Origin of the sequence: Kitasatospora sp. NPDC101801 (assembly GCF_044766665.1) — a bacterium.
In the GTDB taxonomy this organism is placed as follows: domain Bacteria; phylum Actinomycetota; class Actinomycetes; order Streptomycetales; family Streptomycetaceae; genus Kitasatospora.
Genome location: NZ_JBIWML010000035.1, coordinates 1 through 13,267 on the forward strand (window position 1 = coordinate 1; position 13,267 = coordinate 13,267).

The 13,267-nt window shown below is 70.6% G+C and carries 14 protein-coding genes; 5 read left to right on the plus strand and 9 right to left on the minus strand.

Annotation, left to right across the window (positions count from 1 at the left end):
- Window positions 1–199 precede the first annotated feature (199 nt).
- Entirely contained in the window at window positions 200–1,108 is a 909-nt protein-coding gene (locus ACIRPK_RS28580) for a hypothetical protein (protein WP_403043446.1), read from the plus strand.
- Window positions 1,109–1,629: 521 nt separating this feature from the next.
- On the opposite strand, the gene ACIRPK_RS28585 is transcribed toward ACIRPK_RS28580, so the two are convergent.
- The 4 genes from ACIRPK_RS28585 to ACIRPK_RS28600 all read right to left on the minus strand — a co-directional run bounded on the left by ACIRPK_RS28585 (window position 1,630) and on the right by ACIRPK_RS28600 (window position 3,735).
- Window positions 1,630–2,046: a hypothetical protein gene (locus tag ACIRPK_RS28585; RefSeq protein ID WP_403043449.1), complete on the minus strand. Its 417-nt coding sequence runs from the start codon at window positions 2,044–2,046 to the stop codon at window positions 1,630–1,632.
- A 98-nt stretch (window positions 2,047–2,144) separates the two neighbouring features.
- Entirely contained in the window at window positions 2,145–2,558 is a 414-nt protein-coding gene (locus ACIRPK_RS28590; protein WP_403043451.1) for a PIN domain-containing protein, read from the minus strand.
- Complete coding sequence (locus ACIRPK_RS28595) at window positions 2,540–2,824, minus strand: hypothetical protein (RefSeq protein ID WP_403043454.1); 285 nt, start codon at window positions 2,822–2,824, stop codon at window positions 2,540–2,542. The genes ACIRPK_RS28590 and ACIRPK_RS28595 overlap by 19 nt, the downstream gene beginning before the upstream one ends.
- A gap of 533 nt (window positions 2,825–3,357) precedes the next feature.
- Window positions 3,358–3,735: a MerR family transcriptional regulator gene (locus tag ACIRPK_RS28600; RefSeq protein ID WP_403043456.1), complete on the minus strand. Its 378-nt coding sequence runs from the start codon at window positions 3,733–3,735 to the stop codon at window positions 3,358–3,360.
- Between the two features lie 886 nt (window positions 3,736–4,621).
- Between ACIRPK_RS28600 and ACIRPK_RS28605 the strand changes: the two genes are divergently transcribed.
- A complete protein-coding gene (locus tag ACIRPK_RS28605; protein ID WP_403043459.1) occupies window positions 4,622–4,831 on the plus strand; it encodes a CsbD family protein in 210 nt (69 codons plus the stop codon).
- 248 nt (window positions 4,832–5,079) lie between these two features.
- A complete protein-coding gene (locus ACIRPK_RS28610; RefSeq protein ID WP_403043462.1) occupies window positions 5,080–5,628 on the plus strand; it encodes a DUF5994 family protein in 549 nt (182 codons plus the stop codon).
- A gap of 67 nt (window positions 5,629–5,695) precedes the next feature.
- Here the strand turns inward: ACIRPK_RS28610 and ACIRPK_RS28615 are convergent, their stop codons facing one another.
- Window positions 5,696–5,947 (minus strand): hypothetical protein, encoded by a 252-nt coding sequence (locus ACIRPK_RS28615; RefSeq protein WP_403043464.1) that lies wholly within the window; start codon window positions 5,945–5,947, stop codon window positions 5,696–5,698.
- Between the two features lie 224 nt (window positions 5,948–6,171).
- Between ACIRPK_RS28615 and ACIRPK_RS28620 the strand changes: the two genes are divergently transcribed.
- Both ACIRPK_RS28620 and ACIRPK_RS28625 read left to right on the plus strand, forming a co-directional pair.
- Window positions 6,172–7,278, plus strand: a complete 1,107-nt coding sequence (locus ACIRPK_RS28620; RefSeq protein WP_403043647.1) for a PLP-dependent cysteine synthase family protein — start codon at window positions 6,172–6,174, stop codon at window positions 7,276–7,278.
- A gap of 43 nt (window positions 7,279–7,321) precedes the next feature.
- Window positions 7,322–7,822, plus strand: coding sequence for a GNAT family N-acetyltransferase (locus ACIRPK_RS28625; RefSeq protein ID WP_403043466.1), 501 nt, complete (start codon window positions 7,322–7,324; stop codon window positions 7,820–7,822).
- Between the two features lie 8 nt (window positions 7,823–7,830).
- On the opposite strand, the gene ACIRPK_RS28630 is transcribed toward ACIRPK_RS28625, so the two are convergent.
- The 4 genes from ACIRPK_RS28630 to ACIRPK_RS28645 form a co-directional block, all read right to left on the minus strand.
- On the minus strand, window positions 7,831–8,631 hold the full coding sequence (locus ACIRPK_RS28630; RefSeq protein ID WP_403043468.1) for a DeoR/GlpR family DNA-binding transcription regulator: 801 nt from the start codon (window positions 8,629–8,631) through the stop codon (window positions 7,831–7,833).
- A gap of 37 nt (window positions 8,632–8,668) precedes the next feature.
- Window positions 8,669–11,071 (minus strand): right-handed parallel beta-helix repeat-containing protein, encoded by a 2,403-nt coding sequence (locus ACIRPK_RS28635; protein ID WP_403043470.1) that lies wholly within the window; start codon window positions 11,069–11,071, stop codon window positions 8,669–8,671.
- Between the two features lie 138 nt (window positions 11,072–11,209).
- A complete protein-coding gene (locus ACIRPK_RS28640; protein WP_403043473.1) occupies window positions 11,210–12,064 on the minus strand; it encodes an MOSC domain-containing protein in 855 nt (284 codons plus the stop codon).
- 181 nt (window positions 12,065–12,245) lie between these two features.
- A complete protein-coding gene (locus ACIRPK_RS28645; RefSeq protein ID WP_403043475.1) occupies window positions 12,246–12,908 on the minus strand; it encodes a DUF6643 family protein in 663 nt (220 codons plus the stop codon).
- Window positions 12,909–13,267: the final 359 nt, after the last annotated feature.

Consider the following 13,267-nt stretch of genomic DNA (forward strand, 5'->3'; position numbering starts at 1 on the left):
CCTCCGCCACACCGGCCGCGACCACCACCGACCCCTGGCAGCCCTCGGCCTCACGTGATCAACCCGGACAGATCGCGATCATGCAATGACCCTGGTCAAGGCTCCGTCACCACATGCCGATAGCGCTGCTCCTTTCCCCAGAGGTCCCGCTTCAACACAACACCCAACGCGGCCGCGCCCGCAGGGCAGTGTCAGCCTCGTGAAGGACGACGCCATAGCACCCACCCCAGTACTGACACATGCGGAAGCCTCGTTGCCGCACCCAATTGCCCGCGCAACTCGCGCATTTCTGCTGGCACACACGCCTCGGGACCAGTACGAGGCGCTGCTCGACGCAGCCGAGGCAGTCGCAATCGTCATGAGTACAACAGTGGCAGCAGTGCTTCGTGGGAATGTCGTAGAAGGAAAGGGGTACCGAGAAGAAGACCAATCGGCCCTGGCGGCTCTCCAGCGCGCGCATCTCACATATAGCGGCGTCACCTTCGGCACTTGGACAACTTGGCTCGGACGTATCCGTCCTCTTGCCGAATTCCAACCCGACCTGATCCCTGGACTTCGAACTGCTCTCGGCGGAGAACGAGGCAACCAAGGAGTGTTGGCGCATCTTAATGCCCTGCGCGAGGAACGCAATCGCTCCGCTCACGGCAACAAACCCAAGAGTAGACAAGAGGCCGCCTTGCGCGTGGCTCAGCACACGCCCCACCTGGAGGCCGCGCTGGCTGCAAGCGCATTCCTTGAGCACCTCCCGTGGCTACTCATCAGATCGTGCGAGTATCGGCCGCAGGCACGAGACTTCAGCGTTGTCGCGGGTTACGCAATGGGCGACCATCCCGACTTCGAGCGCCGAACCTACATCTGGACTCGCCCCGTGGCCGGTGACTTGTTCTATGCGCTCGGCCCAAGCGGGCCCGTTGCCATGTTCCCCTATGTGGCAAGCCTCTTCTGCCCGCAATGTGAACAATCAGAAGTCTGTTACACATACAAGGCGGATAGAACCAGCGGCCCCGCCTACCTGAAGAGCTTCAGTCGCGGCCACGAAATATCGAACGATGAGCTGGGGTCCGAAGTTCGTTCACTCCTCAACTTTCAAGCCGACGGCGGGTCCTGATCTCCACCGATTCTCGGCCGATCGTTAGCACCCCAAAGACACCGACAGCTGCCCAACGCCCGGTGCCCGCCGGTCGATCCCACAGCGTAGCGGTCTCAGTTCTGGTCTCATTCACCCCCGTCCAGCTCGGTTCAGCGCTCGGGCAGCGACCTACTCCACCGCAGATCGGAACGGGTACGGCCGCTGGCGGACGGGGTCCAGCAGAATTGGAAAGCGTGTTGGGGGCAACCCTCACGAGTTCGAATCTCGTATCCTCCGCACCCGCCCGCCAGGGCAAACGAAGGACCCGACCGCACTGCAGCCGGGTCCCTCGTCGTTCCGTGGTTGCAGTTTTGGTTGCAGTTGACTCGAAGCTAGCAGTGTTCTCAGCCCTGCACTCCAGCAGCTAAGGCCATCCCATCCGGCCCATGGAACGCTGCAGGTACTCCGCACGGCACGCACCATGGACATATGAGCAGAGACGCCGGGCTCCCACCCAGGCGGCAGCGCCGGACTGTGCACCGCAACGCGGTACTACATGTCTACGACCAGCCGCTGTACCGCGACTGGGCGTTCTGGATGACCCTCGGCTTCGCGGTAGTGACGGCACTTTCCATTGGGACGAGCGATAAGCCGTCCTCGTTGCCTAGATGGCTGGACACCTCGCTGGCCGGGTCGGCCGGCACCTGCTCGAAGTCCGGCTTCAGAATCCGGCGCTCCGCGTAGTCCAAGGAGTCCTGCACGAGCCGCACAACCTGCCACTCGCCTGCTTCAGCAGTTCGTGCACGGGCTTCTTGCAGCAGGCGGACCAGCGCTTTTCCCCCTCTGCGATGTCCTCCCCGCCCGCCTTTCATATGTGCCACGGCGGCTGCGATCGCAGCTGTCACTTCCTCGCTGGCTGCCGCCTGCTGTGCGATCCCCAGCTGCAGTTCCAGTGTCCAGTCAGATCTGGTCTCCATGCGGGCGATTGTGGCGAGCGCATCTGACAGTCGGTCATCGCGAAGGGCCGTCATCGCACCCGATGGAACGGGGGGCAACCACCGTACGTCGCTGTCGCCTATACGAGCACAAGCCGCACGCGATCACCGCAGAGCTTGGTCATGTCGTCGATGTCCGAGGTCAGCAGGACGACCGGTCGCTGCTGCCGCACCGCCATCTCGGCCACTGCCGCGTCGATCGCGTACTTGTGGCCGTGCAGACCGGCAGCGATCAACATCGCGGAAGCTGTCCGGGCCTCTTCATCTCCCACTGGGACGATCCGCAGCCCAGAGAGAATCCATCGCAGACGGGCCTGGTCGGTACGGCCGTGCACGGCTTCGATGATGGTCAGCGCACTGATCGCCACCTCCATGCCTCGCTTCCGGGCCTCCGCGACCAACGCTACGGCCGGCTCATGGTCGTTGAGCAGCTTGGAGAGACCCTCGGAATCGAGTACCAAGGTGCCCTCGTGGCTCAGCTTGCGACGGGCCATCCGCCCTCCTCGGCGGACACCTCGTCGAAGACCTGCCGCGCGCGCTCCTGCTCCGCCGCCGAAATCGATCCCTTCCGATGTTCATAGTCGGCCAGGTACTCGTCCAAGATCTGGCCGCGCAGCTCCCGCTCCACAGCGGCAGCGATGAACGCCGAGAACTCGCGCTTGCCCACCCGTTGGCGGATCGCCTCGGCCGTACCTTCGGGCAGGGAGAGGCTGACCCTGGTGGCTGGCCCCTCACCAATGCTGTAGGGCATCTCAGTCATGGAGCCAGATTATCAAAGAAGTAGGAATAGGAGCCTCTGATCTGGCGGCCGACTGGCCTGGTTGCAGTTCTGGTGGCATTCACCCCCGTACGGCGGCGTCCGATGCTGGGCGAGCGAGCCACTCCGCCGCAGGTCTGGACGCTCTTGGACATCCCCGGACGGTCGGACGAACAGTTGGAAAGCGTGTCGGGGGCAGCAACCCCTCACGAGTTCGAACCTCGTATCCTCCGCACCCACCCGCCAGGGCAGACGAAGGACCCGACGGCACTGCAGTGGGGGTCCTCGTCGTTCGCGGCCTCAGTACGCATCTGGGAGTCGATGGCCGCGATCACATCAGCACCGTTCAAAAGAGTGTCGGCAGGGCACGCCGCCGCAGTCCAAGACGCCTGCGGCTGCCGCCGAACACCCGGACGAACAGCTGCAAAGCGTGTTTGGACAAAATCCTCACGAGTTCGTCGCGCGACGCGCCGGTGTGGGCACGGCCGGCGGCGGGCTGCCCGGTCGGTGGGCCGACGGGTCACCGACACCGGTGGTCAGTTGGCTTCGGGGTGCTCCTGGGTGTGCGGGGAGCAGCGGAGTTGTTCGTTGATGCGCAGGGCTTCCTCGAGCTGGTCCTCGAGGATGACGATGCGGCAGGCGGCGTCGATGGGGGTGCCCTGGTCGACCAGGTCGCGGGCGCGCATCGCGATCCGCAGTTGGTAGCGGGAGAAACGGCGGTGGCCGCCGTCGGAACGCAGAGGGGTGATGAGGCCCTGGTCGCCCAGGGAGCGCAGGAAACCCGGTGTGGTGCCGGTCATCTCGGCTGCGCGGCCCATGGTGTAGGCGGGGTAGTCGTCGTCGTCGAAGTTGCTGGCGGCGGCGGGGGCCTCGGGAGTGTGGGGAGTGTGGGGCCGGTTGGTGGTCGTGGCCATTGCACCTCTTTCTCTTACCTGGTGGGGGAACGCGTGGAGGGGCCCCGGCGCCATGACGGCTCCGGGGCCCCGAAGGGGAACAACACCATCTACCGGCCCTGGGCCGGGTTCCTTGTGTCCGCAACGCCCCGAGGGGATGGGGAGTGCGGGGATCGCAAATGCGTGACCGGAAACCACCGTCCTTCGTACATTGGGGGGTCTGCGGTGTCCGCCCGGACGGAACTGCGTGCTTCATGGGCCCGGGCGATCCTGATGGCGCTTGCGCCCTCCGTTCTTCCTCTGCGTGACTGATGTGCTGCGTACTGCCTCGTCCTGCTCAGGTGGCCGTGTGCCCACCTGGTCCGGCAGCCAGCCCCGTCGCCCGTCCTGCTCACCTGCTCGGCTTGGAACCCCACTGGCCGGACCTCCCGGCACGTGCGCCCGCAGTCCGGCGCCTTTGCTGGGATCCCGCGTAGTGCTGGTGACTGCGAATCGACGTGCGTCCTGCGATACCGCTCGACGGCTGCCCCTGATCACTGCGGGCAGCCCGGCCCGGTCGTCAGCCCTGTCGCCGTACTGCACCAAGCCTGGCTCCAGAACTCCACCACCGTGCCGACCTGCGAACTGCTGAACTGCAACCCGCCAGTTCGTGTCTGGCGGGTACCGCTGACTGCTGGCTACGAGAGAAACTCTAAGCACAGTCGGCGCCAATGTCTACTCTCGCCAGCATAGATTTGTCGGCGTCCGAGGAGGAGCTAGTCTTCGGGCCGCCGGCGGGGCGAAGTGGCCGGGATCGGCCGGTGGTGGGACGCCCGGGCCTGCCTCGGGTCGCGCCCCGGTGTCGCGCGGGTGACACTCGGTATCTGTGCCGTTACCGCACGGCACCGTCGACACGAGAGGCACCGACATGAGTGACGCGTCCGACAAGGTGAAGCACAAGGCGGAAGAGGTCGTCGGCTCGGCCAAGGAGAAGGTCGGCGAGGCGACCGGGAACGACCGGCTCAAGGCCGAGGGTCAGGGCGACCAGGCGGAGTCCAAGCTGAAGCAGGCCGCCGACGAGGCGAAGGACAAGGTCCAGGAGGGCGTTGACAAGGTCAAGGGCCTGTTCAACCGCTGAGCCACCGAGGGCGCGCGACCGGGAAGTGTCGCGCACGGCCGCCGGAGGCCCGGGTCACCATGAGGCGGCCCGGGCGTTCGGCCTGCCGGCAGGCAGGGGGCGGTGGTGCCCGGTCCGGGCGGTACCGAGAGTAGTGTGGGGATCACCGAAGGCACTTCGCATGCCGACACCTGACCCGGCGTCGTCTCCGGTGAACGGCTATCCCGGGCCCGGCCCTGGTCGGCGGGTGCGGAGACAGGTCTCTGATCATGACTGCGATCCTCGATCGCGCGACGACGCCGACCACCCCCGACCCTGCTGCGCGGTTCTCCCTTGCGCCCGACGGTGTGCGGGCCGGTCGGCTGGACGGGGCCTGGTGGCCCCGGTCACGTGACCTTCTGCTCGAGCTGCCCGCCCTGGCCGCCGAGCTCGACCGGCGGTGGGCCCGGGTCGCCAGGATCACCGTGAACCCCGCACAGTGGCCGGTCATCCCCTCGCGAATCCCGGTGGTGGGTCACACCGTTCACGCGGGCTGGTTCACCGTCGAGCAGGACGAACACATGATCATGGTGTGCTCGTACGCCCCGCACCGGTTGAGCCTTCTGGTGGTCCCACCGCAGACGGACGCCGTCACCGCCGCTGCTCTGATGTCCGAGGCGGCCGACCCTGCCAACATCAGGACTGCGAGCGCTCTGCTCGCCGCCCGGGCGGGCGACGGTGCGGCGGAGCCTGGGAGTGCCGAATTCCTGCCATCGGCCGTCCTGCCCGCCGGCGGTTCCGGCGGGGTCGGCGAGCGGGCGGACCTCGCCCGGAGTTGAGCCGACTCCTGGCCGGCCGTCGCGTAGGCGGTGGGTCAGGGCCAGGGCCGGGTCCGGGGTGGGCGCGTCACTCGCGTGACCACTCCGTCTCGGCCCGGGGCTCGCCGACCGCCTCGGCCCCGTCCCAGAAGCGGACCCTGACCGCCCGGGGCCCGGGGGCGGGCGAGGAGAGCTTACGGACGAACACGTCCCGCAGGTGGTTGGCCGCTCGCTGCGGCGTCCCGTCGTACTCCACGGGATTCGGCAGGGGGACGCCGTCCTGGCGGGACCAGTGGCCGTCGTCGTCCGGGGTCTCCAGCTCCCGGCGGTACTGCTGCATCCTGGCCTCCTGCGCCGACGGTCCCACCCCGTGACACGACCGTATGGGCCGGACGGGCCGACGGCGACCGGGAGTTGAGTGCTGTCGGGTGTCGCGCCCCCGGGTGCGGCCGGCTCACCGATAAGCGGAAGCTGGGGGCAGCAGTAAAGTTACTTATCGTAGTTGTCGGTTACACTCGGTACTGCCGACGGGAGTTGACCCGCGAGACCGAGGAGACCAGCGCGATGGCCAGCGAGAGCACGGACGTGGACCGCACCGACCCGGTGTACCGGGCCTGGCTCAAGGAGGCCGTGCGCAAGGTCCAGGCCGACGCGAACCGGTCGGCCGACACCCACCTGCTGCGCTTCCCGCTGCCCGAGGAGTGGGGGATCGACCTCTACCTGAAGGACGAGTCGACCCACCCGACCGGCAGCCTGAAGCACCGGCTGGCCCGCTCGCTCTTCCTGTACGCGCTGTGCAACGGCTGGATCCGGCCGGGGAAGCCGGTGATCGAGGCGTCGAGCGGTTCGACGGCGGTCTCGGAGGCGTACTTCGCCAAGCTGATCGGGGTGCCGTTCGTCGCGGTGATGGCGAAGACCACCAGCCAGGCCAAGATCGACCTGATCGAGTTCCACGGCGGCGAGTGTCACCTTGTCGACAATGCCTGCGAGGTCTACGAGGTCTCGGCGGAGCTGGCCGAGCGGACCGGCGGGCACTACATGGACCAGTTCACCTACGCGGAGCGGGCCACCGACTGGCGGGGGAACAACAACATCGCCGAGTCGATCTTCGCCCAGCTGCGGCTGGAGCCGCACCCCGAGCCGGCCTGGATCGTCGCCACCGCCGGGACGGGCGGCACCTCGGCCACCATCGCGCGGTACGTGCACTACCTGCAGCACGACACCCGGATCTGCGTGGCCGACCCGGAGAACTCCTGCTTCTTCGAGGGCTGGGTCGACCACAACCCGGACGCCACCTGCGACCGGGGCTCGCGGATCGAGGGGATCGGGCGGCCCCGGATGGAGCCGAGCTTCGTGCCGGGCGCGATCGACCGGATGATGAAGGTGCCGGACGCCGCGTCGATCGCCGCGATGCGGGTGCTGGAGCGGGTGCTCGGGAAGACGGCCGGGGCGTCGACCGGTACGGGGCTGTGGAGCGCGCTGCGGATCGTGGCCGAGATGCGGGCCGCCGGGGAGCACGGCAGCGTGGTGACGCTGATCTGCGACCCGGGCGACCGCTACCTGGACAAGTACTACTCCGACGACTGGCTGGCCGGCCAGGGCATCGACATCGCCCCGTTCCAGGAGGAGTTGGAGCTCTTCCTCAAGGGCGAGGGCGAGCTGAGCCGGTAAAAGCCTTGGCGTCCGGCACCGGGCAGATGGTATTCAGTGCGACATGGATGATCTTCTGACCGAACGCCTGACCCTGCACCCCTTCACCCCCGACGAGGCCGAACGGGTGGCCGCCGGCGAGCCCGGCCCCGCCGACCACTGGGCGCCCGGCTACCCGACCGAGGGCGAGCGGACCGGCGCCCGGATGTTCCTGAAGGGCTGTCAGGACGGCCAGGACCCGCACCCGTTCGGGAACTTCGAGATCCGCCGCCGCACCGACGGCGCCGCGATCGGCGGCATCGGCTTCCACGGCGGCCCGGACGACACCGGCGCGGTCGAGGTCGGCTACGGCCTGGCGGCGGCCGAACGCGGCCAGGGGTACGCCACCGAGGCGGTGCTCGCGGTGCTGGCGCACGCCAGGGCGGCCGGTGCGCGGGTGTTCCGGGCCGAGACCACGGTCGAGAACGCGGCCTCCCAGGGCGTGCTGCGCAAGGCGGGCCTGGCGCTGGTCCGGACGGACGGGGACGCGCTGCACTTCGAACTCCCGCTGGTGGGCGGCGAGTAGCGAGGGCCTCAGTCCGCGATCAGCAGTTCGCGCAGCTGCGCGCGGGCCTCGGCGGCGGCCGGGGCCGGCAGGCCCGGGTCGGTGACCCAGCTGTGCACGGCGGTCAGCGGGGCGATGGTGGAGAGCGCGACCACGCCCCACTTGGTGTGGTCGGCGACCACCACGGTGCGGCGGGCCGACTCGATCAGGGCCCGGTTGGTCTCCGCCTCGGCCAGGTTGGGGGTGCTCAGTCCGGCGTCGGCGGAGAGGCCGTGGGCGCCGAGGAAGAGCAGGTCGAAGCGGAGCGAGCGGATCGCCCGGTCGGCGACCGGGCCGACCAGGGCGTCCGAGGGGGTGCGGACGCCGCCGGTGAGGATCACCGTGGTGGCCGCCCCGGCGCCCTGGCGGCGGGCCCGTTCGAAGACCTCGGAGACCGGCACCGAGTTGGTCACCACGGTCAGCCGGTCGATCTCCAGCAGCTGCTGGGCCAGTGCGTACGTGGTGGTGCCGCCGGAGAGGGCGATCGCGCTGCCGGGGGTGACCAGGGCGGCGGCGGCCCGGGCGATCTGCTCCTTGGCGGAGGGTTCGAGCGAGGACTTGGCCTCGAAGCCGGGCTCGTGGGCCAGCGGGGCGCCGGGCGCGACCGCGCCGCCGTGCACCTTCTCGACCGCTCCGGTCCTGGCCAGCGCGTCCAGGTCCCGGCGGATCGTCATGTCGGACACGCTCAGCCGCTGGGTCAGTTCGTTGACCCGGACGCCGCCGCGCCGCCGGACCTCGTCGAGGATGAGCGCCCGGCGCTGCTCGGCCAGCAGGTTGCTGGTGTCGGACATCTGATCGGCCCTTCGCTGGATTCCCTCCGCCATCCTGTCAGATCGTCACACCGGAACGGGGCGGCGGAACCGGCAGATCGGCCGGCACCAGCAGCTGGAGCTCCTCGGTGGACGGGTCGGTCAGGTGGGCCACCCGCATCGCGTGCCGCTCCACCATGGTCTCGAAGACCTGCCGCGCGGTCCGCCCGTTGCCGAAACCGGGACCGCGCTCCAGCCCGGCGAAGTGCTCCAGCAGGGCCCCCTCGGTCGCCCCGGCGAGGGCGTACTCGTGCTCGGCGCACTGCGAGCGGGCGATCTCCAGCAGCTCGGCGGCGGAGTAGTCCGGGAAGGTGACGGTGCGGGAGAACCGGGAGGAGACCCCGGGGTTGGCGCTCAGGAAGCGCTCCATCTCGACGGTGTACCCGGCCACGATCACCACCACCTCGTCGCGGTGGTCCTCCATCAGCTTCACCAGGGTGTCGATCGCCTCCCGCCCGAAGTCCCGGGCGCCGTCCTCGGGCGCCAGCGCGTACGCCTCGTCGATGAACAGCACCCCGCCCCTGGCCCGGTCGAAGGCGGCCTGGGTGCGGATCGCGGTGGAGCCGATGTGCTCGCCGACCAGGTCGACCCGGGCCACCTCGACCAGGTGGCCCTGCTGGAGCACGCCGAGCGAGGCCAGGATCTCGCCGTAGAGCCGGGCCACCGTGGTCTTGCCGGTGCCGGGGGAGCCGGTGAAGACCAGGTGGCGGCGGAGCGAGGGCGCCTTCAGCCCGGCCTCCCGGCGGCGGCGGCCGACCGAGATCAGGTCGATCAGGGTGCGCACCTCCTGCTTCACGGTGGCCAGGCCGATCAGCGACTCCAGCTCGGCCAGCGCCTCGTCGGCCGGCCGGTAGTCCGGGATCGGGGCGATCGGGGTGGCCACCGGGGCGGCGGCGGCGGCGGCGGTGGTGAGTTGGGCGGTCCTGGGAGCGGGCAGCTCCGGCGCGGCCGGGGCCACGTCGTCGGAGACGCAGCCCTCGGTGACCGGGCCCGGCTCGGAGAACTCGAAGCCCGCCTGCTCGTTCTGCTCGGCCCGGCACCGGGTCAGCGCGGTGCGGCAGCCGTCCAGCACGTAGAAGCCGAAGCCCTTGCCGTGCGAGACCCGGCAGTCGGTGAAGCTGCCCCGGCCCTGGGCGAAGACGTACACGGCGGCCTCGGCGGCGCCGCGCACGGTGCAGTCGGAGACCTCGGGGTCGGCGCCCTTGGTGACGATCACCCCGGTGCTCACCTCGGAGATCTCGCAGCCGGTCAGCGTCCCGCCGCTGCCGTGGTCGCGGAACCACAGCCCGGTGCCGGCCTCCTGGATCCGGCAGTCGGCCAGCGCCACGGTGGCGCCGCCGCTGACCGAGACCGCCGAGCTGCCGATCCGGCTGAACGAGCAGTCCTTGGCGGTCACCCGGGAGCCCTGGTCGAGCACCGAGAGGGCGTCCCGCAGGTCGTGCAGCGAGCAGTCGGTCAGGGTGAGTTCGGCCCCGGCGCAGACCCAGACGGCGGGGAAGTCGCTGCTGCTGGAGTGGATCTCACTGGACACCGCCTCGGCCCGGGTGCCCGGCTCCCAGACCGAGAGCGCGCCCCGGCCGAAGTCCTGCAGGGTGCTCTTCTCCAGCCGGAGCCGGGAGCCCCGGCGCAGGTCGGCGGCGTTCTCCGGCAGGTCGTGCACCCGGCAGCCGGTCAGCGTCAGCTCGGCGCCGGTGTCCAGGGTGACGCCGTTGCCGGTGACCCGGTGGATCTCGCAGTCGGTCAGCCGGCCGGTCGCCTGGGACTCGGCCTGGACGCCGCTGCCGCGGATCTCGTAGATCTCACAGCCCGTCAGCTCGGCGGTGCTGCCCTGCTCGGCGAGCAGCACCCCGGCGCCGCCCGCGTGGTGCACCCGGCAGTTGGCCAGCCGGGCGGTGGCGCCCTCCAGCACGGCGAGACCGGCCTGGGCCGAGGAGGCCAACTCGGTGTCCTCGGCGAGCAGGGAGGCGCCGGAGCGGAGCCTGACGCCCAGGCCGCTCGGGTTGAGCACGGTGCAGCCGCGCAGCACCGCGGCGGCCCGGTCGGTGACCTCGACGCCGACCGCGGCCCGGGTCTCCACCCGGCAGCCGGCCAGCTCGGCGGCGGTGTCCGGGCCGGTGACCAGCACCGCGGGGACGGAGCTGTCGCCGCCCTCGATCACCAGGCCGTGCACCTGGGCGCCGGCGGTGACGGTCAGCGGGACGCCGCTGGAGGGGTTGATCCGGACGCTGCCGGGGCCGTCGGCGGGCCGCAGCACGACCGCCTTGTCCAGCGCGACGTTCTCCCGGTAGGTGCCCGCCCGCAGGGTCAGCGTGTCGCCGGGCTCGGCGGCGGCGATCGCCTCGGCGAGGGTCTCGTACTCGCCCGCCCGGCGCCGCCAGCGCGAGGCGCTGTCCTGCGTGACCCGGACCCTGTGCTCACCCATGACGACCTGCCATCCCCACCTCGGACCCGCCGGCGATCGGGGGGTCTCAGCCAACGACCTGCCCCGGACGCTGCGGTTGCCACACCGGATACAACGAGCGAGCAGGTTTTCGGTTCCGACGCGCTGGTCCTGCCGGGCTCACTCCAGCACGGTCAGCTCGTCGCCGAGGTGCAGGGTGCCGATCAGCCCGGTGAAGCCCGCCGGGCGTTCGGGGATCAGGTTCTGGCCGAAGACCAGCTTCTGGCCGATCCGGTGGTGCCGGCCGAGCGCGCGCAGCGGCTCGGGGCCCTGGCGGACGCCGGTCTCCTGGTCGGTGGTGGTGACCAGGCAGCGGCCGCAGGGCTTGGCCACCCGGAAGGTCAGCTCGCCGATCCTGACCCGGCGCCAGTGGTCCTCGGCCCAGGCCGGGGTGCCGTCGACCACCAGGTTGGGGCGGAACCGCTCCATCGGCAGGGCGGCGCCCTTGCGCTCGTCGTCCGGGTGGTCCTCGGCGATCCGGGCGTTCAGCTCGTCGAGCGAACCGGTGGTGGTGAGCAGCAGCGGGAATCCGTCGGCCATCGTCACGGTGTCGCCGGGGCCCGCGTGCTCGGGGTTCACGGGCCGGCTCAGCGGGTCGTCCAGGTGCACCAGCCGGACGCCGGGGAACCAGCCGGCGAACCAGTCGTTCACCTCGGGGGCGGCCAGCGCGGTGGCGAAGAGGGTGCCGAACACCTCGGCCTTCACCTCGGGGGCGCCGTGGGCGACCGAGGGGGCGGCCACCTCCAGCCTGCTGCCGTCCGGCCCGGTGACCGCCAGCGAGCCGTCCGGGGAGGGCAGGGCCCGGAACTGCCCGAGGGTGGGCTCGTCCCGCTGGGTGACCGCCCGGCCGCTCTCGTCCACCAGCATCCACCGCCGGTCGCCCAGCAGCCCCCAGGGCTCGACCTGGGCGCTCTCCGGGCTGAGCCGGTAGGTCGACTTGACGGGGTAGATGTGCAGTCCGGTGAGCTGTGGCATGGGCCCATCCTGCCAGTTGTCCCGGCGGTGTTCGCGCGGGCCCGGCGGGCCGGCCGTCCGGGCACGCGCGAGGGCCGCCCGGACCGTGGCGCGTAGTGGTCCGGGCGGCCCTCGGGACGACCGTGGTGCCCTGCTCCGTCCGGCTCCCCCCTGGGGCCGGGCAGGTGGTGCGCGGCTGGGGTCAGTAGGCGTTCCCCTGGTGGCCGGGCTGCGGGTACTGGCCCTGCTCGGCGTACTGCGGGCGCTGCTGCTGGACCGGGCGGACCTGGGCCACCGGGGCGGCCGGGCGGAGCTGGTTGCCGCCGAAGCTCTGGTCCTGGAAGCCCTGCGGGGCCTGGCCGTTGAAGCCCTGCGGCGCGCCCTGGTAGCCGCCCTGGGCGGCGAGGTTGGGCGCCGTGGCGTAACCCTGCGCACCGAAGGCCTGGCCGGCCTGCTGGTACTGCTGGAAGCCGGGGCCGGGTGCGGTGGGGCGCTGCGGCGGCAGGTACGGCTGCTGCTGACCGCCGTAGCCGGGGACCGGCGGCTGCGGGGCGGCGGCGTACTGCTGGGCCGGGATGTACTGGGTGGCCGGGGCCGAGCTCGGGCCTGGGCCCAGCGCGAGCCGGGCCGGCGGCAGCGCGGGCAGGTTGCTCGCGGGGCTGTCGAAGCCCGGATTCCCGTACCCGGAACCGTAGTTGTTGCCGTAGCCGTACCCGGAGGAGGCCGGGGGGAGGGCGGCGGGAACGTTGATGGGGGCGATCTGCGGGACACCGCGCTCTGCGACCAGGCTGTCGTAGATGGGCGTGCCGGAGCTGAAGGACGGAGAGGGGTAGCCGACTCCGTCGTAGGAGCGGGGCGAGGTCATGGGGCATACCGTAAGCCCACAATGTGCCTGCTGAGGAGAGTGGGAGGCGTAGGAGTTCCAGTGTTTACGTACTCTTCGCTAGAACAACTCACTCGAAAGTATGACGATCGGACATTTCGCCGTCGTTTTCCGGCCACTCAGGGGTTGCGGCGCGGGGCTGACGGTGGGTCGAACGCGCGGCGAACGGGTCGTGTCCGCGCGTCTCCGCGAACCCGGCGGTGAGCCGAGGGCGCGTGTCGGCGTGGCGTGAGCCCCCGGGGTGGTCCCCGGTCGGTCGCCGGGCCGGTCGCCGGATCGCTCGCCGGACGCGCCACGGCCCGGCAGCGCGGGGCCGCCGGGCCGGGTGGGGCGGTGCGGGC